Raw genomic sequence first — 21,826 nt, 5'->3', positions numbered from 1 at the left:
GTTGGATGACAGAACAACCATTATTTGAGTGCATCACGCCAGCGAAGCATAGCAATCGATCAATTCACGCCGGATAGTTCTGACAGAATTTCCCTCGGCCGCGAAGTCGTCGGAGTGTCGATGAGATCTGCGCCATTTCTTTGCAAATACCGCAATGTCCTCATTAGGGGAACGAGTGAGACTGGTCAGAAAATTCCTCAATTTCTCTTCCCAAAGCACACGGTGAGAAAGAACTATAGTAAAAAGTTACATCTGCATTGATCTATTCCGCAGGTGGGTCTGGATCGGGTATCGCCCCGTTACCGGAAGACTATTTACGCGTCTGCATTTTGCCGATTCTGGATAGAAAATCTGTCGTATGCAAATCGGTTGGCGCAGAGATCGAAGTGATCGTGTGTCACCTGAAGGACCTGAAAGAGCGTCGTTCCGTGGCAGCGTACAGCGCGTTTCAGCGCGCGCAATATTTGTCCGGCTTTGCTTGCATGGAACGTATGAGAAAAATCAGGATAGGTATCGCGGATGATCATCCACTGACTCTGCGGGGACTTGAGCACTATCTTCTGTCCCTCGCAGACATAGAGATCTGTTTTAAAAGCGAGAGTATCGGTCATTTGCTTGTCCAGCTAGTCGATACTCCCGTTGACGTCCTTCTTTGCGATTACGAATTCGAAGACGATTCCTATGCGGATGGTCTGATTCTGCTCGACCGGATTCGGCGCATGGCGCCGCTGACCCGGGTGATTTTCCTGAGTTCTCATTCGTCCGTGTATATCGTTTCTGCGGCCCTCGGCGCCGGGGCGGCCGGTTTCATTAGCAAGAGAGGGCCGGACTTCCTGAATCTGGCCGGTGCCATTCGTGTCGTGAAAAGCGAAGGCATTTACCTGTCCGAGTCGCTCGCGAGCAAGATGCTGGCCACGACGGGGCGCCCGAAGGAAACCGGCAGCCACCCCGGAGTCCTGTCCGAACGGGAATCAACCGTCGTGAGGATGATCTGCGACGGAATGTCGATTAGAGAGGTGGCAAGGCGTTTGAGGCGTAGTCCAAAGACAGTGAGCAATCAAAAGAACGCCGGCATGAAGAAGCTCGGTGCAAAAAACGATGTTGAACTCGCCTTGATCATGCGCGAGTGGAATGTGAACTAATTCCCGTCAAGCGAAACATTCCAGGTGTTTCGCCTCCGCCTGACGGTTTGCAGGCGTGGCGTCCTTTTTGACAGATTGACGCTCAACACACACTCCCTACTCATCGGCTCCGTGGCTGCGATCCAGGCTGCGTGCCAGACCATTGACAATGCGACCGTCGCCTCCGCACGTGTCCACGACAGTTGAATTGCTCCGCCACATTTGCTTGGGATTGGCGTAGACGCACCAGGTTCATTGTCGCTTTCTCCAGCCGACATCAAGCTCTTCTTTGCGAAGACTCTGCAAGCGTGCCGCTCAGCGCATCTGCATCGACTCAGTGTCATGAGTTCATTCATTTTGGGCATTGGCCCATTAACAGTCGCTGACGCCAGCGGCATCATTTGAACTCGCTGAGGATTGCAGGAAATCTCAAGCGCTCACGAGTTTTTCGTTTGAATCTAGCGATATCTACCAAAGGAAAGGGAACAACGATGAAGAAGCAACTCATGCAACTGACGATGGCTCTGGCTGGGCTCTCCGTCGCACCGATGGTCTTTGCAGCGCCCGCTCCGGGTACTGGCACGGTGACGTTCAACGGCAAGCTGACTGCCGATACGTGTGTGATCAACGCCGGTGACGTCAACAAGACGGTCACGCTGGACACCGTTTCTGCACAATCGCTGCCGAACAAGGGCGACACGGCTGCTACCACGAATTTCACCATTTCGGTTTCGCAGTGCCCTGCCAACCTGAGCAGTGTCGCGGCACACTTTGAAACAACGAACATGGATCCGGACACCCGAAACATCGTCAACCAGGCGATCGCATCGCCGGCTACCAACGTGGAAGTGCAACTGATCGACAAGGACGGCAAAACGCCGATTCTGCTCGGCAGCACGGGTTCGTTCTATCCGATCGACGCAAGTGCGCACACCGCCACGATGAGCTACTACGGCCAGTACTACGCAACCGGTAAAACGGAAGCCGGTAATGTGACGGCTGTCGCGAGTTACACGCTGGCGTATCAGTAAATATCAAGTCAACCACGGTTGAATGATCTCCGGTTGCTCCTCTACCCCGGGAGCAACCGGGGAAGCATGCTGGTCATTCGGTCAGTCAGAGGGGGCGAGTGCATTCAATGAAGTCCCGAATTCTTGCTGTCGCCGCGATCGTCTGCGGCCTGACCGCTTCTGCCGTGCACGCTGCGATCACCATTACCGGTACGCGCGTTGTTTATCCCGCTCAAAACCGCGAAGTCAATGTCCGGTTGAAGAATGTCGAGGACCAGCCAGTGCTGGTTCAGGCGTGGCTGGACGACGGCAATGCTGCGGCCGCGCCGAATGAGATCAAGGTGCCCTTTGCGCTGCTGCCGTCGGTATTCCGTGTCGAGCCCCACAAGGGGCAGGCGTTACGCATCATGTTCACGGGCGGCGATATGCCAAAGGACCGTGAATCGGTTTACTGGCTGAATGTGCTGGAAATTCCGCCTAAGCCTGCCGATGCCGATCAGCGCAACATGATCCAGCTTGCGTTCCGAACGCGAATCAAGTTGTTCTATCGCCCTGCGTCGCTGCTCGACGATCCAACCGCGGAGCGTTCGAAGCTCAAGTGGCATCTTGCAGTGGGAGACAAGGGTGAACACGTTATCCGTTTAGAAAATCCTTCGGCTTACTACATTTCCATCGGAATGGCGGAACTGGATGCGGGGGACAAAAAGATCTCCCTGAGACCGGACATGGCGCCGCCGTTTGGACATGTCGATCTGGTTCCGCAATCTGGTTTGCTCGACGTCAAGGCTCCGGGAACAGTCTCCTATTCGGTTCTCAACGATTTCGGAACGGAGATCAAGGATTCGGCTCAGGTTGGCGATGCGTCGGAAGAGAAGGTACCGCAGGGTCAATAACTCAGCTAGCTCGGTGATGTCGTGTATGCAAGATTACAAGAAGGCAGTTGGGGCGACCTCTCGCTACGTCCCGGTTCGACGTCACCCACTAGCCTGGGCGGCAATCGTGGCATCAGGATGCTGGGCATTTTCACCGAACCACGCATTTGCTGCATGCGCGGCGGGTAACGCGGAATCGGAGTTGGCCGGCAACTGCGACGCCACCGGCGCGCAACCTGCCATGACTTCTGCGCCTGATCTCTCGTCTCGCGTTGCGCCGGGCGAGCCTCCGCAGGAAATCCAGTTCAACCCGGCATTTTTCTCCGGCAACGTCGCCGACCTGTCGCGCTATTCACGCGGCAATCCGGTTCCTCCCGGGCTTTACCCACTCGACCTGTCAATCAACGGTGGGGGGCGCGGACGCTACGAAGTCCGGTTTCTCGCTGTAACAGGATCGGACGTTGCCGCTCCATGTTTCACGTTGTCCGACCTTGACCGGATGGGCGTGGATACCAACCGCGTGATTCAGCGACTCAAGGACGCAGGAAAGTGGTCGCCCGACGCAGAGAAGTCGTCGGAATGCATGCCGCTGTCGCAGGCCGTGCCGGGGTCGGCTGCGTCGTTCGACACTGCCAATCTGAAACTCGACCTGTCGATTGCGCAGGTGGAGTTGCGTAGCGAGCCTGCCGGCTATGTCGATCCTTCGCGCTGGGACAGTGGCATCAATGCCGGCTTTGTCCAGTATAGTCTCGCGACTTATACGAGCCACCAGAACGGAACCGGCACGGATCTGAATAGTGTCTATCTCGGCCTTCAAAGCGGTGTCAACGTCGGCGGCTGGCGTTTGCGCCAGTGGGGTAATCTAAGCTGGCAGAACCAGGCGTCGGGCGCGCATTGGCAAAGCGTCGCATTGTTCGCGCAGCACGACGTTACGGCACTCAAGAGTCAGCTGACGATCGGCGACAGCTCGACGAGCGGTGACGTATTCGATTCGTTCAACGTGCGTGGTATACAACTTGCCAGTGACGACCGCATGCTGCCCGATTCGATGCGTTCGTATGCGCCTGTCGTACGCGGCGTCGCGAATACCAATGCGCGCATCACGGTGCGCCAGAACAACGTCATCCTCGCCGAGACTAGCGTGCCGCCCGGGCCGTTCGAACTTCGCGACCTTCCGGCGACGGGTTATGGTGGTGACCTTCAGGTGACCATCACGGAATCCGACGGTAGCCAACGGAATTTTGTCGTGCCCTTCGCTTCGGTGCCGCAGTTGCTGCGGCCTGGCGTGTCGCGTTTTAACGTTACTTCCGGCGTCTATCGCGACCCGATTCTCGACGTTCATCCGTGGGTTGCGCAGGTCATCTACCAGCGGGGCCTCACGAATCTGTTCACCGGCTATACCGGCAGCCAGATATCGGAAGGCTATTGGTCTGCAATCCTCGGTGTCGCGCTCAATACCCAGGTTGGCGCTTTTGCGCTGGATGTCACTGCGGCGAAGGCGGACGTGCCGGGTGATTCCGGCGGGGCACCTGGATACAGTACCCGGCTCAGTTACAGCAAGCTGCTTCCTGGACCCAATACGAACTTCTCTGTCGCCGCCTATCGTTACTCGACTTCCCGGTTCTACAGCCTGCACGACGCGATCTACGCACGCAACTACACAGAAGATACCGCGGGCCTTGCTAGCTACCGCGCGCGTAGCCGTCTGCAATTGAACATCAATCAGCCGATCGGCAAATCGAGTTCGTTCTTTATTGCCGGCAGTTCGCAGAACTACTGGGGCGAGGGGAAAGGGTACGACCTGCAATATCAGGTTGGATTCAACAGTTCGTACAAGCGGATCCTGTACTCGTTGTACGCGCAGCGCACACGCCTGCAGAACGAGCAGATCAGTACGCAGGTTGGCCTGAATGTCACCATTCCGCTCGGCCGGGTCGATTCGAACGAACACCACATGTTCGACTACCTGACCACTAATCTGACGAGCAGTTCGGGTGGCGATAACACGCTACAAACAACGGCCACGGGCAATACCACGGGGCCGACGCCAGTCAACTACGGCGTCAATGCGTCGCGCAATGTCGCTGGTAGCGATGCGATCTATTCGACGGGTGGCTATGCCCAATATCGTGCGCCGTTCGGCACTTACAACGGCAATGCGTCGATTAGCAATCAGACGCGTCAGCTTGGACTCAACGCCGACGGTGCGCTGGTCATCCATAGCGGCGGCGTGACGCTGAGTCCGGCACTGGGTCAAGCGTTCGCGCTCGTCGAGGCGCAAGGTGCGAAGGGCGGGCGGATCGTCAACGGCCAGGGCGCGCGCATCGATGGCAACGGCTATGCGATCGTGCCTTCGCTCACGCCTTATCGTGTCAATACCGTCGCGCTCGACCCGAGCGACGTGCCGCTCGATGTCGAACTGGGCAACACGAGCGAGGAGGTGGTGCCGCGCGCCGACGCGCTCGTGAAGGTGAAGATCGCGACGGTTATTGGCAGGCCGATTTTCGCCGAGATCGACGACCAGTACGGCAAGGCTTTGCCGATGGGCTCGGAAGTGCTGGACGAAACCGGAAAGTCGGTGGGCATTGTCGGTCAAGGCGGTCTCGCATACCTGCGCGGTCTCGAAGGCAAAGGCAAGCTGCTCGCGCGGTGGGGTGACGGTCCGTCGGAGGAGTGTGTGACGGCCTACGTTATCCCGGAGGAGAACAAGACCGACGACGTAAGAACCGTTGCCCGCATCCAGTTAAGCTGCGACCCCTCGCTGATCTGGACCGCGCCGACGAAGAAGGACACAACGAACGCTTCCGTGGATGCGGAAGCCCCCAGTTTGCCTCAGTGACTTGCGAGCCGTGACGCGGGGCTTTTCCCCGGCGTCACGGTTCCTATGATTGCGCCGATACGGGAGGTCGGAAAATGAACAGTAGGGTGAAATGCTTCCGGACTGCCTGCGCAATGCTGTGCGTCGCCACCGGTGCGCTATTTACGCCGGTCGATGTGAGCGCTCAATCTCCTTCGGTCACGCTCCATTTCACGGGTATCTATATCGCGGACACGTGCACCGTAGTCAGTTCGCCAGACATGACGGTGACGTTACCGACAATATCGACCCAAAGCCTGAACACGGCCGGACTGACGGCGGGCGCCAAGGTTTTTACCATTTCCATGCAATGTGACAGTGGCGTAACGGGCGCGCTCGTGTATTTCGAAAGCGGCCCGACGACCGATCTAACCAGCGGTCGTCTGATACCGCAAGCTACGGACGGCACGACGTCTGCGTCCAATGTGGAAGTCATGTTGGAGAACGCAGACGGTTCACCAATCAAGGTGGGCGACCGGAATACGATGAAAGTCATTCCAGTCAACCCGAACGGCCCGACGCCAGCCAACTTCATCGCGAAGTACTACGCGACTGGGCCGACGACTCCCGGCATGGTGAGCACCTTCGTTACCTACGTGATCCAGATGCCTTGATTCATCTGGAAAACTGTGCTTTTCAATGATTTCCGATCAAACAGCCCCATTATTACGCTCGACCGTGCTGCATGCAGCGTTGCTGCGTGGCGGCGCGAAGCTGCCCGCGATCCACGTCTGGCGTGCACGCTGTGCCACACTTGTAGAAACACTTCGGCAGGACATGAAGGATGGGGGCTATGCGTCAAGAGATATCACCGAAGCCAGCCTGGCGCAATGCTTTCTGCTCGACGAACTGACGTTGCGCGCATTGCCACCCGCGCAGCAGGACGAGTGGCTACGCGAAACACTGCAGGCACGATTTCACGGTCTGCATGACGGTGCGGTCAATGTGCGGGAGCGTATCGACGAGGTGCTGCGGGGCGAACGTCACGGCCATGGCGCGTTGGAATTCTATAGTGTCCTGCTGGAAGTGGGCTTCGATGGCGGCCTCAAGGACGCGACCGTCTGCCGCGAGCGAGTGGGGTTGGCCCTAAAGCGACCAGGGAACGTGGCTGCGCCGAAATCCTCGACCTCGCCCGCGGAATATGGGCGCGCCGCGATAGCGTCCAATTCTCGGAAGGATTCCGTTTCGCGGCAGCGCACGCGCTGGATTGCCGCCGGCGCAGTCGTTGTGGCAGCCATCCTTTCGCTTTGGACGGCATTCGATCGCAGTTTGAACGCAGCGATCGACCGCTTGCCGCAAACGCCTATCTCGCAGGCTGCTCTCCTGCCGGAAGGGCATTCATGAAGATTTTTTCAACCCGCTACCGCATCCCAATGATCTGGTTTGCGGTGCTCACGGCCGGCCTGATATGGCTGTTTTTGCCGTTGGACTGGCAACCCTGGTGGCCGGTCGTGCCTGTTCTTGTCCTGATGGCAGCGATGGGCGCGGCGCTACTGTCTCGCCGTGGCAGGTCGCGCTTGCCCAACCAGGACGAAGCCGTCCCGATCAAGGCGATTCAGCAGAATCCCTCACACGAACTGCCGATCATTCTTGTGGTGGGTCCTTATGCCGCTGCAACGTTTGAGTGTGGTGGCCGCGCGTCGAGCCAGCAATATCGTGGCGACGCCGTGTGGATGCTCGTGAGGACGCGGGCCGAACTGGCTGGGTCGATAGCCACGATCCGTGATTCGTATCAGCGTTTGCCGGATGCTGTGCTGATGCCCATGGTGCCCGACGGCAATGACGACGATGCCACCATTCGCTGTGAATTCTCGGAATGGCGTCACGAACTCGCCGAAAGCGCGCACGATTGGGCAGGTGTGCTGCCATGTTATATCGCGATTTACGCGTGTTTGCGCACGAACCATGACGCTGAGGCTGACACGAAGCCGGTCTGGTTTGGCGACGCTATCGATCTGTCTGTCGCGCGGCATGGTGTCGCGAACGTGCGGCCGCTCGTACGCATGATCCGCGGGCAACTGGATCAGATGTCGCTCGCGAGCGCACATCCGGACGGCGTTACGCGCGCGGGGCTTGGGCATGGGGTGTTCGACTGGCTCGAAGATTCCGCATTGCTGCCGATTTTCTCCTCAGCGGCAAACACGGCACCGCTTTCTCTGCACGGACTGCTGCTGGCCGACATCGGGTATTGGCCCATTCGCCACGGCGCGTGGATGCGATGGCTCACAACCAGAACGGGTTTGTTGTTGCCGACCGGGAGACCGCGAGCGCAACCGCTTCCACTGCCGCTTCCGGAAGTCATCGGCCGGCAAGTCGCTGTTCCGCCCGCGCCGACACCAGTTGCTACTGTCGCCGTTGACCCGAAGAGCCTGCGGCGTCAACCGCAGGGGACGATGGTGCACGTGGCAGCGGCATCGTCGGTCGCGCTGGCCGTGTCGATCAGTGTAGCCGCGTGGGCAAACAGCAGGATGATCGCGTCCGTGTCCGACGATATCAACTCCTTCCGCCATACGCCGGAAACCGAAGTAGGTGTGAAGTTAAAACGATTCGGTATGCTGACCGGAAGATACGAGCAGCTGAAGCGCTACGCTCATGACGGTGTGCCCGCAGAACTGGGATGGGGGCTCTATCGTGGCGAAGCGTTGCAGGCTGCCTTGCAGCAAGCGATCGCGACATGGCATCCGCCTGAGGTCATCACGACGGCCGATAGCACCACGATCGACAATCTGTCGCTCTTCGACAGCGGAAAGACTACGCTCAAGCCAGGCGCTGAGTACAAGCTCCAGGCCGCGCTCGATCTGATCCGGGCCCATCCCGACAGGCAGATTCTCATCGCAGGCCATACGGACAACGTCGGTGCAAACGCGGCGAATCTGGCGCTATCCGAAGCGCGCGCACGGGCGATCCGAGACTGGTTCGTCGACAAGGCGTCGCTGCCGGTCACGCGTTTCGCGATTCAGGGCTACGGAGATACGCGTCCTTTGGCCAGCAATTCGAGTGTGCAGGGACGTGCCACGAATCGGCGCGTCGAGATCAGCCTCATTCCCGACCCGGGTACGCCTTGATGCGGTCTGCGTACCGCGCAGTCACCCCCTATACGGTGGCTGCATCAAACCATCCAGTGAATCAAATCAATGAGATCGATTTTGGGCAATCGCCCATGTTGAAAATTAGCGCCGACCTCTAATATCACCAAGTTGCAGTTTTGCTGCTTGCAGCGGCGTTGTACTGCCACTTTTCTTATTCTTCGGGCGAATAACGTCAGGACACTATGTCAGCTCCTAACAATTCTCAAAAATTCATTGCACGTAATCGTGCTCCCCGCGTTCAGATCGAATACGACGTGGAAATCTACGGGTCGGAAAAGAAGGTCGAGCTGCCGTTCGTGATGGGCGTGCTTGCCGATCTGTCGGGCAAGCCGCTCGAGCCGCTGCCCGCGGTCGGAGACCGCAAGTTCTTCAACATCGACATCGACAACTTCGACGAGCGGATGAAGGCCATGAAGCCGCGCGTTGCATTCGCGGTGCCCAACACGCTGACGAACGAAGGCCAACTGATGGTCGACATCACGTTCGAAAGCATGGGCGATTTCTCGCCGGCCGCCGTGGCAAAGAAGGTTGACGCGCTGTCGCAGCTGCTCGACGCGCGCACGCAGCTTGCCAACCTGCAAACCTACATGGACGGCAAGAGCGGTGCCGAGGGCCTTGTCAGCAAGGTGCTGAGGGACCCGGCCCTGCTCGATGCACTGGCAAAGGCGCCGAAGCGCGAAGTGAAATCGGCCGACGAGTCGGCAGTCAACGAATGAGTTTTGCTTTTCTAAAGCGAAGACAGATCCAGAAAAATGGTGAAATGATGGCCGAACGTCAACCGAATATCCGCGCCGCAGCAACGCCAGGCGTGACCAGTGAATCGGATTTCAACGCGCTCCTCGCGCGCGAATTCAAGCCGAAAACCGAACGTGCGCGCGAAGCCGTCGAAAATGCGGTGCAGACGCTTGCGCAGCAGGCGCTGCTCGCGTCCGTGACCGTCTCCGACGACGCGTACAAGAACATCGAGGCGATCATCGGTGAGATCGATCGCAAGCTATCCGAGCAGATCAATCTGATCCTGCATCACGAGGATTTCCAGAAACTGGAAAGTGCCTGGAGCGGCCTGCATCATCTCGTCACGAACACCGAAACGGACGAAAAGCTGAAGATCCGCTTCATGGACGTCTCGAAGGACGACCTGCGCCGCACGATGAAGCGTTATAAAGGCATCGCATGGGATCAGAGTCCGTTCTTCAAGCAGATCTACGAAGAAGAATACGGCCAGCTCGGCGGTGAACCGTACGGCTGTCTCGTCGCCGATTACTACTTCGACCACACGCCGCCCGATGTCGATTTGCTCGCGTCGATCGCCAAGGTGGCCGCCGCGTCGCATGCACCGTTCATCACGGGCGCGGCACCGTCGGTATTGCAAATGGATTCGTGGCAGGAACTCGCAAACCCGCGCGACCTGACGAAGATCTTCACGCAGAACCTCGAATACGCGCCGTGGAACTCGCTGCGCAATTCGGAGGACTCGCGCTACATTGGTCTCGCCATGCCGCGCTTCCTCGCGCGCCTGCCGTATGGCGTCAAGACGAATCCGGTCGACGAATTCGATTTCGAGGAATCGACCGACGGCGCCGATCATCGCAAGTATGTATGGGCGAACGCCGCGTATGCGATGGCCGTGAACATCAACCGCTCGTTCAAGCACTACGGCTGGTGCACGCTGATTCGTGGCGTGGAGAGCGGCGGCGTGGTCGAGAACCTGCCGTGCCACACGTTCCCGACCGACGATGGCGGCATCGACATGAAGTGCCCCACGGAAATCGCGATCTCCGACCGCCGTGAAGCGGAACTGTCGAAGAACGGCTTCATGCCGCTGATCCATCGCAAGAACACCGACTACGCGGCGTTCATCGGCGCGCAATCGTTGCAAAAGCCGGTCGAGTACCACGATCCGGACGCGACCGCGAACGCGAACCTCTCGGCGCGTCTGCCGTATCTGTTTGCCTGCTCGCGCTTTGCCCACTATCTGAAGTGCATCGTGCGCGACAAGATCGGCTCGTTCAAGGAGCGCGACGAGATGCAGCAATGGCTCAACGAATGGGTCATGAACTATGTCGATGCGGACCCTGCCAATTCGTCGCAGGAAACCAAGGCGCGCCGGCCGCTGGCGGCTGCTGAAGTCGTGGTGGAAGACGTCGAAGGCAATCCTGGCTACTACCAGGCGAAGTTCTTCCTGCGTCCGCATTTCCAGCTCGAAGGTCTGACGGTTTCGCTGCGCCTCGTTGCGAAATTGCCGCTTGTGAAGGAAGCGGCCTGATTAGGCTTTGCTGGCTTCGACTGGTTTTCCGGTCATTTTCCGGTCATTTTCCGGTCACTGAGCGGCGGACAGGCGCTCATTAAATATGCCTGGATCTCGATAGAGCTTCTTCATAACCAACCCTGTATCAAGGAGTCGTTTCATGGCGCAAGACATCTTTCTCAAGATCAGCGGGATCGATGGTGAGTCGGCCGACGCAACCCACAAGGACGAAATCGATGTCCTGAGCTGGTCGTGGGCCGTTTCGCAGCAATCCAACATGCATCTTGGCTCCGGCGGCGGCGCAGGCCGTGCGACGGTGAGCGATCTCACGTTCGAACACTACGTGGACCGTGCGACGCCGAACCTCACTCAGTACTGCCTGACCGGCAAGCACATCGATCAAGCGAAGCTTGTCGTGCGCAAGGCCGGCGGCAACCCGCTCGAGTACATCAAGTTCACGATGGACGACGTGCTGGTGACTTCGGTCAGCCCGTCGGGCGTGAGCGACAGCGAGTCGCGTCCGCGCGAGATGGTGACGCTTTCGTTCGCAAAGATGAAGCAGGAATATGTGGTGCAGAACGCGCAAGGCGGTAGCGGCGGCGCGGTTACGGCAACGTTCGACGTCAAGAAGAACAGCGCCTGAGTTGCAGTCCTCCTGAATCGTGATCCCGCCGGGTCCTTCCAGCGGGGCGCTCCACGATTGTTGGCCAGGATGCCGGTTTGAATACCGACGTCCTGGTCAATTCGTTCTGAACGGCGGGCATGATGTCCTTGATTCCATCAGATGGTTCCGAACTTATTCTCCCGCTTCGCGCTATGGGTGCGCATCCTGGGCTGGCTGGCCCTGAGCGGAGCAGGCTTGTTGCTGGCCTCATGCAGCAGCACGCCCGCTCCTGTCAGCAAGGAGCCAACGGTTCTGCGGCTGCAGGTCGTTGCGGCCGATAACGTCAATCCCAACGAGTGGGGAGCGGCGGCGCCGATTCTGGTGCGGGTCTACGAGTTGAAGTCCGCAACGGCATTCGAAAATGCTGACTTTTTCACTCTGCAAAGCGACGACAAGAAAGTCCTTGGCGACGACGCGCTGGTCGTCGATGAAATGATCTTGCGACCCGGTGACAAACGGGAGATCGCCCGCAAGTCGAATACCGCCACCACCGCGATTGGTGTGTTGGCGGGCTACCGGGACCTCGGAAAATCAGTCTGGCGTGCGGTCTACCGCTTGCCGGCGGCGCCCGATGCCGCGTGGTACAGGGTCGCCATACCAGACAAACAACAGAAGCTGATACTCCGGCTCGACCAGCGCACCGTTTCGATTTCAAAGTCAGATTAATGCCATGAGTTGGTATAACAAGGTTGTTTGGAGCGAAGGACTCTTCCTGCGCCCGCAGTTGTTTCAGCAGCAGGAGCGGTATCTGGAGTCTCTCGCCCACCGGCGGAGCGCTCCGTTGAGCCCATTCTTTTGGGGTTTCAGTCAGTACGAAATCGACAAGGAATCCTTGTCGTTTGGCAAGCTGGTGTTCAGGAGCGGATCAGGCGTATTTCCGGACGGTACGCCGTTCGATGTCCCCGGTCTGACGCCGCCACCGCCGCCGCTGACGATCGGGCCGGAGCATCAGGATCAGGTGATTTACCTGGCTGTCCCGTTGCGTCTTCCCAATACGGAAGAAACCGCGTTCGAAGAGCAGAATGGGTCGCTCGCGCGCTATGTTGCGTACGACGTGGAACTGCGCGACAGCAATGCGATCGGCCAGGGGCCGAAGCCAGTCCAGCTCGCGAATCTGCGTCTGCGGCTTTTGCCCGAGAAGGAGCTCACCCAGTCGTGGATCGGCATTGCGTTGACGCGTGTGAAGACGCTGCACGCCGATGGCGCGGTGTCGCTCCATAGTGCCGATCACATTCCCCCGGTCACAGGTTACGGGGCGAATCCGCTGCTGCGCGAATGGACGATGCAGTTGCACGGCCTCGCGAAACTGCGGGCGGACGCGCTGGCCGCACGTCTGTCCGGTACGGATGGCCGCGCAGGCGCCGCAGCCGAGGTGGCGGACTACCTGCTGCTGCAGGTGCTCAACCGCTATGAGCCGTTGCTCGATCACCTCTGTCAGCTCGAAGAGACCGCTCCCGTGGATCTGTATCGCGAACTCGCTCTCTTTGCGGGTGAGCTTTCGACGTTCGTGCGCCCGCAAACGCGGCGCCCGGCCCCGGCGCCGGGGTATGACCACGCGCGGTTGTACCAGAGCATCAGGCCGCTTGTCGACGAAGTTCACTATCTGCTTAACCAGGTGCTGATACGCGGTGCACAGCCGATTGCGCTGACGGAGCAGGCCCACGGCGTCCGCACGGCGACGGTCTTGCCAGGCGAACTGGCTGGTTATTCGACACTCGTGCTTGCGGCCGGGGCGCAGATGTCCCCGGAAATGCTGCAACAGCAGTTCCTCGCGCAAACGAAGATCAGCCATCCGCAGCGGTTGCCGGAACTGATCCGCTCGCACCTGCCCGGTTTGACGATGGTGCCGTTGCCGGTCCCGCCGCGCCAGATTCCATTCAACTCGGGGTTCATCTATTTCGAGCTCTCGCGCTCGGGTCCGTTCTGGGAGCAGATCGCGCGGCACGGCGGTCTCGCCATGCACATCGCTGGGCATTTCCCGGAACTCAAGCTTGAACTGTGGGGCGTGCGTCAGAAATGAGTACAGATGCATATGGCGACGACGCATTCGACTTCCTGTCGGAGCCCGGCAACGCCGCACCGGCGGGGGAGCTACCGTCGGCATTCCCGGCGGGGCGCCCGGCGACGGGCGGCGCTCGTGACCAGGAACCTGCCGTCGATCCCACGGCGTTCGATCCGCCCGAAGACTCGCAGTCGCGTCTCTCCCGTGTAAAGGCCGCAAGGAATCCGTTGTGCGAAGCGGCGCAACCGTTGTTGCGCATGCTGGCCGATATGCCGGCTTCGCTCGATTCGCTTGCCGCGGTCGCGAGTCTGCGCTCGCTGCTCGTGCGCGAGGTTGCTGCGTTCCAGAAAGTCTGCGACAAGGCGAATTTGCCGTGGAAGCACGTGGCCGCTGCACGCTATGCGTTGTGTACGGCGCTCGACGAAGCCGCGAACCGCACCCACTGGGGCGGTGGCGGCATTTGGGCCGCACGCGGGCTGCTGATTACGTTCGACGGCGAGGTGGACGGGGGCGAGAAGTTCTTCCTGCTGATCGGCCGCATGGCGACGGATCCGCAGGAGTACGTCGATGTTCTCGAAGTGATGTATCGCATTCTCGGTCTTGGATTCGAAGGTCGTTACAGCGTTGTCGTAGATGGTCCCCGCCATCTCGAACAGATCCGGCAGCGGCTGCTGACGCTCATCAGCGGCGCGCGCGACACGATGCGTGTTGAACTGTCGCCGCACTGGCGCGGCGAGGCACCGGGCGAAATGCCGCTCCTGAGGAGCGTGCCGGTCTGGGCAACGGCGGGTGTCGCCGCCCTGTCCGTGTTCGCGCTGTTTGCCTGGTACAAGTACCAGCTGCTGTTCGAGAGCAACGCACTTGAGGCGAAGATCCGCGCGATCGGGACGCCTGTGAAGGCCGAGCCGCCCGTGGTTCACGAGCGGCTGCGTCTGTCGATCCTGTTGAAGGACCAGATCTCGCGGGGCGTGCTCACCGTGGACGAGAACGATCAAAGCAGCAAGGTCGTCTTCAACGGCGACTACATGTTCCTTCCGGGCCGCAGCGGCATCCGGCCGGAACTGGAACCCGTGCTGACCCGGGTGGCGCAGGAGGTGGCGCGCGTGAGCGGCAAGGTCACGGTGACGGGCTATAGCGACAATCAGCCGATCAACACCCCGGAGTTCCCGAACAACCAGATGTTGTCGGAAAAGCGTGCGGCATACGTGGCGGACGTTCTGATGGCCCATGGCGTGCCGGCTGGCCGCATCGAGGCGATCGGCAAGGGCGACGCAGAGCCTGTCGCGGACAACACCTCGGCGCAAGGCCGGTCCCGCAATCGACGCGTGGAAGTCCTCGTCACGCAATAACGGGAAAGCCTGAATGTCTTACTTGAACCGCTTCTTTAAGCTTGTATTTTCGCGCCAGACCTTGATGGTCATGGCGATTTTCCTGGTCGCCGCGGCTGTCTGGTTTGTCGGGCCGCTCGTCGCTTTCGGCGACTACCGGCCGCTCGAGACCGTGCTGTCGCGCGTGCTGACCATTATCGTGCTGCTCGCGCTGCTGCTGTTCTGGCTGCTCGGCTGGTCGCCCGGCATCATCTGGGTTGCGCTGGTTTGCCTTGCGCTCTGGTATTTCGGACCGCTGCTCGCATTCGGCGACGTGCATCCGTTCGCGCCGCCCTGGTCGCGCGTGCTGCTGATCGCAGTGCTGCTTGCCTGTTCGGCGATCTACGGGCTCTATGGGTTGTGGAAGGCCGTGCGCAACAACGACGAGTTGCTGCAGCGCATCCTGCATCCGTTTGCGAAGAAGGCTGGCACCGATCCGCTTGCGCGCGACGAAATCCGTGCGCTCAATTCGGTGCTCAACAAGGCGATCGACAGGCTCAAGCGGCTGCGGGGCGGCTCTGCCTGGCTGCGCCGTCTGCTGGAAAGCCAGCGCTTTTTGTACGAGCTGCCCTGGTACATGGTGATCGGCTCGGGTGGCGCCGGTAAAACCACGCTCATCCTCAATTCGGGTCTCGACTTTCCCGACGCCGACCAGATGGTCGCGGCGTCGATCAAGAGCCGTGTCGAGACGGCGAATTGCGACTGGTGGTTCGCCAATGAAGCCGTCCTGATCGATACGGCCGGACGGTATACGGTCCAGGACACGGCGGCAGACGACGAGAGCAAGGAAAGCCTGAAATGCAGAAACGCAGCGGAATGGCGCGGCTTTCTCGGACTGCTGCGCAAGCGCCGGGCGCGGGCGCCGATCAACGGCGCGCTGCTGGTCGTCTCCGCTGAGGAATTGCTGACCTCCCCGCAGTCCGGGCGCAAGGTGCTTGCCGCGTCGATGCGCGCGCGGCTCGAAGAGCTCCGCCACGACCTCGGTATCCGGTTCCCGGTCTACGTGGTCGTCACCAAGCTCGACTTGCTGCCGGGCTTCACCGAGTATTTTTACTCGCTGACGGCGGAAGGCCGCGCGCAGATTCTCGGTTTCACGCTGCCCTATCAGGACGGGACCGTGGAAGTGCGTCGCGACGCGCTGCGCGAGAGCTGTGCAGCGGAACTGCGTGAACTCGAGCAGAGTCTCGAAGACGGGATCAACGCGAGGCTGCAGGAGGTGTACGAGGTCGACCGGCGCCGGAAGCTGTATGCGCTGCCGACCGAGTTCCGCAGCCTGTGCGCGGATCTGGCCGACCTGATCGCGCAGGTTTTCCTCGACTCGAAATACGACGACGCGCAGTTGAGCACCACACTACGTGGCATCTACTTCACGAGCGCGGCGCAAACGCACGAAGTGGTGCCGGCCGACAGCACGACGCTGCTGCAACGGCTGCGTCGCGGGCTCGCGGGCCTGTTTGGCGGCGAGGCGAAAGCGGGCGGCCAGTCTTCAGGCAACGGCGCGCCAGCGGCCTATCGCGGGTATTTCCTGCGCAACCTGTTCCAGCGCGTCATCCTCGCCGAGGGGCATCTCGTGCGGCCGAACCCGTACTGGGAAATCCGCTTCCGCGCAGTGCGCATCGTTGGGCATCTGTTGTCGATTGCCGTGGCGGTGTGGCTGATCGGCGCGTTGATCGTCAGTTTCGACAACAACCGCGGCTATCTGGCTGCGATCGACAAAAAGACCGATGTGCTGGCCGCGCGTGTAGCGTCGCAACGCAAGGCGCCGCAGCCGGGCGGGACGGCACGGGTGCTGAGCGCGTCGCGCGATCTGCCGCAGTTCGGCGACGAGGATCTGGACAGCCCGGGGATTGCCTGGCGCTATGGCCTCTATACCGTGCCAGCCGTCCGCGAGGCCTCCAGCGATACATACAACGGTTTGTTGAGCCAGATGTTGTTGCCGCAGATCGCCGGTCGGCTTGAGTCGGTCCTCGATACGCAAATCGGTGCGCAGGATGCGGATGGCGTCTACCGCACGCTGTCGGTGTACCTGATGCTGTTCGACCCCGCGCACTACGACGCGAAGGCGATCAAGGCGTGGGTGCTGAGCGACTGGGAGCACGCGGGCAGTGTGGCGTCGATGGGCGATCGCGACGTGATGGCAAGCCATCTGGACGCCTTGTTCGCCGACGGCGTGCCCACGGCGCCTGCCACGCCGCTGAACGTCGCGCTCGTCAAGCGCGCACGCGACTTTCTCGGCCAGAACCCGGCATCGGGGCGGCTTTACGAGCGCGCGATGAACTCGATGGCGGCGGAAGCGCCGGAGAACGTCACGCTGATCCGCGCGGCGGGTCCGCAGGCGACCTCGGTTTTTGCGCTGGTGGAAGGCTCCGCGCTCGAGCGGGGCATCCCCGGTTTGTACACCTACGAGGGCTATCACGAGGTTTTTAACAAGCGCTTGCCCGAGTTCCTCGGGCAAGCGCGAAAACAGGACGCATGGGTCATGGGCCTTGCCGGTCCTTCGGCATGGTCGTTGCCGGGAACGGAGAGCGGTGTGTTTCGCGCTGGTCAGGACAAACTGGCCGATGAAATCCGCCGTCAGTACCTGACGGACTACGCCAACTACTGGCAGCAGTTTCTCGACGACGTGAGGCCCGTTTCGGGCGACGACGGTTCGCTGGCGCTCGATCTGCAGGTGCTGCGCACGCTGGCCGCGCCCGATTCGCCGCTTGCGCGGCTCGCGCGCACGGCGGTCCACGAAACATCGCTATCTGCGGCAGACGGCGCGGACGATCCGTCGCTGGGCGATACGGCGACGAACGCCGTCAAGCGCCGTTCGCGCGTGGCGAGCGCCGTGGCCGCGACAGCGACGATCAGCCAGCTCGCGCAGCAGAAGATGGAAAAGGAACTGGTAGACAACCGCTTTGCCGCGCTGCGCGAAGTCGTGTCGGGACGGGCCGGCACGGGCAGCGGTCCGGCAACCGACAGCCCCGCGGCGGTGAGCGGCGGCGCGCTGCAGCTCGACGGCATCATTGGTCTCGTCAACGAGCAATACACGCATCTGATGATGGCCGGCAACGTGCTCGCCACCAACAGCATGCCGGCGGTCGACGATCTCGGCTCCACGATGCGGCTCGAAGCGGAAAAGCTGCCGGCGCCGTTTCGCGCGGTGCTGGCAGGCATTGCTTCGCAGTCGCTGCAGAAAGTGGATCGCAGCGTGGGATCGTTGCTGGCGCTGCAGGTCGAATCGAGCGTCGGCGCGCAATGTCGTCGCGCGCTCGAAGGTAAGTATCCGTTCGCGGCCAGCGCGCAGGAAGTCGACGTGGACGACTTCAACCGCGTGTTCGCGGCAGGCGGACTGCTCGACGACTTCTTCCAGAAAACGCTTGCAAGCCGTGTGGACACGAGCATGCGGCCGTGGCGCTACAAGCCGGTGAGCCCCGGCATGCCGCCGATACCGGGTCCGAGCCTCGAACCGTTCGAACGCGCGGCTGCGATTCGCGAGGTGTTCTTCCACGATCCGGGCGCGAACCGGATGTCGTGGAAGATCGGCATCAAGGTTGCGTCGCTCGATCCGGAGATCACCGAACTGCTGCTCGACATCGACGGGCAGAGCATGCGCTACGTGCACGGTCCGGTGACGACCTGGCCGGTCACGTGGCCCGGGCCGCGCGGGGGCTCGATGGCGGCCCTGACCGCCAATCCGCGCGTTCGACCCGATACGTCGACCATCATGCTCGACGGGCCATGGGCGTTATTGCGCCTGATCGACCGCGGCCGCTTGACCTCGACCGTGTCGTCGAACCGCTATGCGCTGGACTTCAACTTCGACGACCGTCATGCGGTGCTCGAACTGACGACGGGCGGGCAGTCGGGGCCGCAGTTGACCGGCTTGCTGAGGGGCTTCCGGTGTCCCGGCAGTCCGGGCATGGGCGGGAGCCGCCCGGATGCGGCGGCGGATGGCGCCGCAGGCGTCCGGTAGCGCCATCGGCAATCGCGGTTGGGAATGTCGCGTCGGAATGTATTCGATGAATGGAATTGAGAGGATTGCATGTCAAATAATGCTTCGAGCAATCTAGGTCTTGCGCAGCGCACGGTAACGGTATCCAGTGCGGCGATGCCGCAACTGCTGGGGCAGCCCGCACTCGCGTTCAAGTCGTTGAGCGGCAGCGAGTATCTGGGCGAACTGTTCACCTATGAGTTGCTGCTCCGCACCCCCGACGATTACGCCATCCCGCTTGCCGTCAGCGCCAACGTCGACCTGAAAGCGCTGCTCGGCAATGAGATGACGGTTACGATGGAGCTCGACGCGCCAGGCGAGCTGCAGCCGTCGCCGGACATCGCCGAGCGCCAGATCACCGGGCTAGTCGTCGAGGCGCAATATCTGCATCGCGAAGGCCGTTTTAACGTCTACCGCGTGGTCCTGAAGCCCTGGCTATGGCTGGCAACGCTCACGACCGACTTCAAGATCTTTCAGGACAAGACCGTCATCGAAATCATCGACGAGGTCTTGAAGGACTATCCCTATCCGGTCGAGAAGCGCCTCGACGTGAGCCGCTATGCCGTGACCGGAGAAAGCCCGCGCAACGAGCCGCGCGGTTTCCAGGTGCAGTACGGCGAGACCGACTTCGATTTCATCCAGCGCCTCATGGAGGAATGGGGCATTTACTGGTTCTTCGAGCATGTCGATGGCAAGCATCGGCTCGTGCTGTGCGATCACATCGGCGCGCACCGCCGGTCGCCGAACCCTGCGTACCGGACGCTCGCATTCCAGCCGCAGGGCGGCACCACCGAGGGCGACTATATCCACACGTTCTCGACGGCCGAATCGCTCTGTACGGGTCATTATGTGACGAGCGATTTCGACTTCACGCGCTCGCGGGCCGACATGCGCGAGATCAATCAGCAGCCGCGCGAGACGAGCTGGAATACGCTCGAGCGCTACGAATGGCCCGGCGACTATACCGATGGCGGCCACGGCGAGCTGCTGGCCCGCACGCGCATGGAAGCGCTGCGTGCGCCGGGCACGCGCGGAAAAGGCGAGGGCAATGTCCGCGGGCTCGCGTGCGGCCAGACTTTCGACCTGACCCACTACGACTACCTGGCGGCGAACTGCGAATACCTCGTGATCGGGACGGAGCTCGATGTGACCGGCAATCCCCAGGAGTCGGGCAGCGACTACGAATACACCTTCGTCAACCGTTTCGATGTGCAGCCGACGAGCGAAATGTTCAGGCTGCCGCAGACAACGCCCAAGCCGGTCGTGAGCGGTCCGCAATCGGCCATTGTCGTCGGGCCGGCAGGCCAGGAGCTGTGGACCGACGAGTTCGGCCGCGTGAAGATTCGCTTCGTTTGGGACCGCTATGGCCGCAACGTCGAAACGGATTCCTGCTGGGTGCGCGTGAGCCAGGCCTGGGCCGGCAAGAACTTTGGCGGCCTCTATGTTCCGCGTATCGGCCAGGAAGTGATTGTCGACTTCTGGAACGGCGACCCGGATCGCCCGCTGATTACGGGCACGCTCTACAACACGGTGACGCCTACGCCGTGGGAGTTGCCCGCCAAAGCGACGCAGAGCGGGATGATGTCGCGCTCGATGGAAGGCGGCGTTGACAACTTCAACGCCGTGAGCTTCGACGACGCGGTGGGGGCCGAAGAGTTCTCGATTCAGGCGGAACGGCAAATGACCCGCTTGACCAAGGCGGACGAGTCGCACGTCGTGGGCCTCGATTATTCGGTCGGCGTCGGCGCGGCGCACAGTGTTCTCGTGGGCGGTGCGTTTACGAGCACCGTCGGAGGCATTGCCTCGTATGAGGTTGCCCTGGCGCAGTCGGTGCTGGTCGGTGGTGCGCTGGTGACAGCGGTTGGCGGCGCCTCCACGCTGACGGTGGGTGGCGCGGGCACCGTGACGATCGGCGGGGCCTCTACGCATGCGGTGGGCGGGGCGTACTCGCTGTCTGCCGGCGGTGTGATTTCCATCGTGTGCGGCAAGTCGTCGTTGACGATGACGGGCGACGGCAAGATCAAGCTCGTCGGCGAGGAAGTCTTGATTAAAGGTAAGAAAAAGGTCGTGGTGAAGGGGATGCCGCTCGAACTCAATCCTTGCGACGACGATTGCTGCGACGGAGATGACGGCAATGGTGTCACGGTTCCCGTTCCGGTCGTGCTGGGCCTTCCGGGCTTCGCGCCGGGGATTCCCGACTGCCCGTTGCCATGCCTTCCGATTGTTCCGCCGCCTCCGCCGTGCTTGACGCCGACACCAACGCCGACACCGACGCCGACACCAACGCCGACACCAACGCCAACGCCGACACCAACGCCGACGCCAACGCCAACGCCAACGCCAACGCCAACGCCAACGCCAACGCCAACGCCAACGCCAACGCCAACGCCAACGCCAACGCCAACGCCGACACCAACGCCGACGCCAACGCCAACGCCAACGCCAACGCCAACGCCAACGCCAACGCCGACGCCGACGCCGACGCCGACGCCAACGCCAACGCCAACGCCAACGCCGACACCCTCGGTCTCCGAGCTCTAACGCGACGTTCCACGACTGTGTCCGGCCGCAGCGCGCATCCGCGCGCGGCCGTCGGTACCTTGCCGTCCTTTCAAAAGGA

15 protein-coding genes are annotated in these 21,826 nt (G+C 61.1%); all 15 read left to right on the top strand.

Translation table 11 applies throughout. The features are described from left to right. The first annotated feature begins 491 nt into the window (after positions 1 to 491). The 15 genes from BFE01S_RS11340 to BFE01S_RS38300 all read left to right on the top strand — a co-directional run bounded on the left by BFE01S_RS11340 (position 492) and on the right by BFE01S_RS38300 (position 21,747). On the top strand, positions 492 to 1,142 hold the full coding sequence (locus BFE01S_RS11340) for a response regulator transcription factor (protein WP_028225591.1): 651 nt from the start codon (positions 492 to 494) through the stop codon (positions 1,140 to 1,142). Positions 1,143 to 1,612: 470 nt separating this feature from the next. Further along, on the top strand, positions 1,613 to 2,152 hold the full coding sequence (locus tag BFE01S_RS11335) for a fimbrial protein (RefSeq protein ID WP_028225590.1): 540 nt from the start codon (positions 1,613 to 1,615) through the stop codon (positions 2,150 to 2,152). Between the two features lie 107 nt (positions 2,153 to 2,259). Beyond that, complete coding sequence (locus tag BFE01S_RS38305; protein ID WP_042337506.1) at positions 2,260 to 3,024, top strand: fimbria/pilus periplasmic chaperone; 765 nt, start codon at positions 2,260 to 2,262, stop codon at positions 3,022 to 3,024. Positions 3,025 to 3,049: 25 nt separating this feature from the next. Continuing rightward, complete coding sequence (locus BFE01S_RS11325; protein WP_245621083.1) at positions 3,050 to 5,842, top strand: fimbria/pilus outer membrane usher protein; 2,793 nt, start codon at positions 3,050 to 3,052, stop codon at positions 5,840 to 5,842. A gap of 113 nt (positions 5,843 to 5,955) precedes the next feature. Next, positions 5,956 to 6,474: a fimbrial protein gene (locus BFE01S_RS11320; RefSeq protein ID WP_042337504.1), complete on the top strand. Its 519-nt coding sequence runs from the start codon at positions 5,956 to 5,958 to the stop codon at positions 6,472 to 6,474. 25 nt (positions 6,475 to 6,499) lie between these two features. Further along, positions 6,500 to 7,204, top strand: a complete 705-nt coding sequence (locus BFE01S_RS11315) for a DotU family type IV/VI secretion system protein (RefSeq protein WP_028225587.1) — start codon at positions 6,500 to 6,502, stop codon at positions 7,202 to 7,204. Beyond that, positions 7,201 to 8,925: an OmpA family protein gene (locus BFE01S_RS11310; protein WP_028225586.1), complete on the top strand. Its 1,725-nt coding sequence runs from the start codon at positions 7,201 to 7,203 to the stop codon at positions 8,923 to 8,925. Before BFE01S_RS11315 ends, BFE01S_RS11310 begins: the two co-directional genes overlap by 4 nt. A 206-nt stretch (positions 8,926 to 9,131) precedes the next feature. Beyond that, the gene (tssB, locus tag BFE01S_RS11305) at positions 9,132 to 9,665 is read left to right on the top strand and encodes a type VI secretion system contractile sheath small subunit (protein ID WP_028225585.1); all 534 of its coding nucleotides are present in this window, start codon (positions 9,132 to 9,134) and stop codon (positions 9,663 to 9,665) included. A 44-nt stretch (positions 9,666 to 9,709) separates the two neighbouring features. Further along, positions 9,710 to 11,215 carry a type VI secretion system contractile sheath large subunit gene (tssC, locus tag BFE01S_RS11300; RefSeq protein WP_407668201.1) on the top strand — a complete coding sequence of 502 codons (1,506 nt, stop codon included), beginning with the start codon at positions 9,710 to 9,712 and terminating at the stop codon, positions 11,213 to 11,215. A 142-nt stretch (positions 11,216 to 11,357) separates the two neighbouring features. Then, a complete protein-coding gene (locus tag BFE01S_RS11295) occupies positions 11,358 to 11,840 on the top strand; it encodes an Hcp family type VI secretion system effector (protein ID WP_028225583.1) in 483 nt (160 codons plus the stop codon). Positions 11,841 to 11,981: 141 nt separating this feature from the next. Continuing rightward, positions 11,982 to 12,527, top strand: a complete 546-nt coding sequence (tssJ, locus tag BFE01S_RS11290; protein ID WP_042337503.1) for a type VI secretion system lipoprotein TssJ — start codon at positions 11,982 to 11,984, stop codon at positions 12,525 to 12,527. A 4-nt stretch (positions 12,528 to 12,531) separates the two neighbouring features. Next, positions 12,532 to 13,881: a type VI secretion system baseplate subunit TssK gene (gene tssK, locus BFE01S_RS11285; RefSeq protein ID WP_028225581.1), complete on the top strand. Its 1,350-nt coding sequence runs from the start codon at positions 12,532 to 12,534 to the stop codon at positions 13,879 to 13,881. Next, complete coding sequence (gene tssL, locus BFE01S_RS11280; protein ID WP_028225580.1) at positions 13,878 to 15,212, top strand: type VI secretion system protein TssL, long form; 1,335 nt, start codon at positions 13,878 to 13,880, stop codon at positions 15,210 to 15,212. Before tssK ends, tssL begins: the two co-directional genes overlap by 4 nt. Before the next feature lie 13 nt (positions 15,213 to 15,225). Continuing rightward, entirely contained in the window at positions 15,226 to 19,188 is a 3,963-nt protein-coding gene (gene tssM / locus BFE01S_RS11275) for a type VI secretion system membrane subunit TssM (RefSeq protein ID WP_028225579.1), read from the top strand. A 69-nt stretch (positions 19,189 to 19,257) separates the two neighbouring features. Continuing rightward, a complete protein-coding gene (locus BFE01S_RS38300) occupies positions 19,258 to 21,747 on the top strand; it encodes a type VI secretion system Vgr family protein (protein ID WP_042337502.1) in 2,490 nt (829 codons plus the stop codon). The last annotated feature ends 79 nt before the right edge of the window (positions 21,748 to 21,826 follow it).

This window comes from Paraburkholderia ferrariae NBRC 106233, from assembly GCF_000685035.1.
In the GTDB taxonomy this organism is placed as follows: Bacteria; Pseudomonadota; Gammaproteobacteria; order Burkholderiales; family Burkholderiaceae; genus Paraburkholderia; species Paraburkholderia ferrariae.
The sequence above is the reverse complement of the archived record's forward strand: the minus strand, read 5'-3'. Positions and strand labels throughout refer to the sequence as shown.

Coding starts and splice junctions, on each gene's coding strand:
- BFE01S_RS11340 (WP_028225591.1), top strand. CDS start 492: ATGAGAAAAATCAGGATAGGTATCGCGGATGATCATCCACTGACTCTG.
- BFE01S_RS11335 (WP_028225590.1), top strand. CDS start 1,613: ATGAAGAAGCAACTCATGCAACTGACGATGGCTCTGGCTGGGCTCTCC.
- BFE01S_RS38305 (WP_042337506.1), top strand. CDS start 2,260: ATGAAGTCCCGAATTCTTGCTGTCGCCGCGATCGTCTGCGGCCTGACC.
- BFE01S_RS11325 (WP_245621083.1), top strand. CDS start 3,050: ATGCAAGATTACAAGAAGGCAGTTGGGGCGACCTCTCGCTACGTCCCG.
- BFE01S_RS11320 (WP_042337504.1), top strand. CDS start 5,956: ATGCTGTGCGTCGCCACCGGTGCGCTATTTACGCCGGTCGATGTGAGC.
- BFE01S_RS11315 (WP_028225587.1), top strand. CDS start 6,500: ATGATTTCCGATCAAACAGCCCCATTATTACGCTCGACCGTGCTGCAT.
- BFE01S_RS11310 (WP_028225586.1), top strand. CDS start 7,201: ATGAAGATTTTTTCAACCCGCTACCGCATCCCAATGATCTGGTTTGCG.
- tssB (WP_028225585.1), top strand. CDS start 9,132: ATGTCAGCTCCTAACAATTCTCAAAAATTCATTGCACGTAATCGTGCT.
- tssC (WP_407668201.1), top strand. CDS start 9,710: ATGATGGCCGAACGTCAACCGAATATCCGCGCCGCAGCAACGCCAGGC.
- BFE01S_RS11295 (WP_028225583.1), top strand. CDS start 11,358: ATGGCGCAAGACATCTTTCTCAAGATCAGCGGGATCGATGGTGAGTCG.
- tssJ (WP_042337503.1), top strand. CDS start 11,982: ATGGTTCCGAACTTATTCTCCCGCTTCGCGCTATGGGTGCGCATCCTG.
- tssK (WP_028225581.1), top strand. CDS start 12,532: ATGAGTTGGTATAACAAGGTTGTTTGGAGCGAAGGACTCTTCCTGCGC.
- tssL (WP_028225580.1), top strand. CDS start 13,878: ATGAGTACAGATGCATATGGCGACGACGCATTCGACTTCCTGTCGGAG.
- tssM (WP_028225579.1), top strand. CDS start 15,226: ATGTCTTACTTGAACCGCTTCTTTAAGCTTGTATTTTCGCGCCAGACC.
- BFE01S_RS38300 (WP_042337502.1), top strand. CDS start 19,258: ATGTCAAATAATGCTTCGAGCAATCTAGGTCTTGCGCAGCGCACGGTA.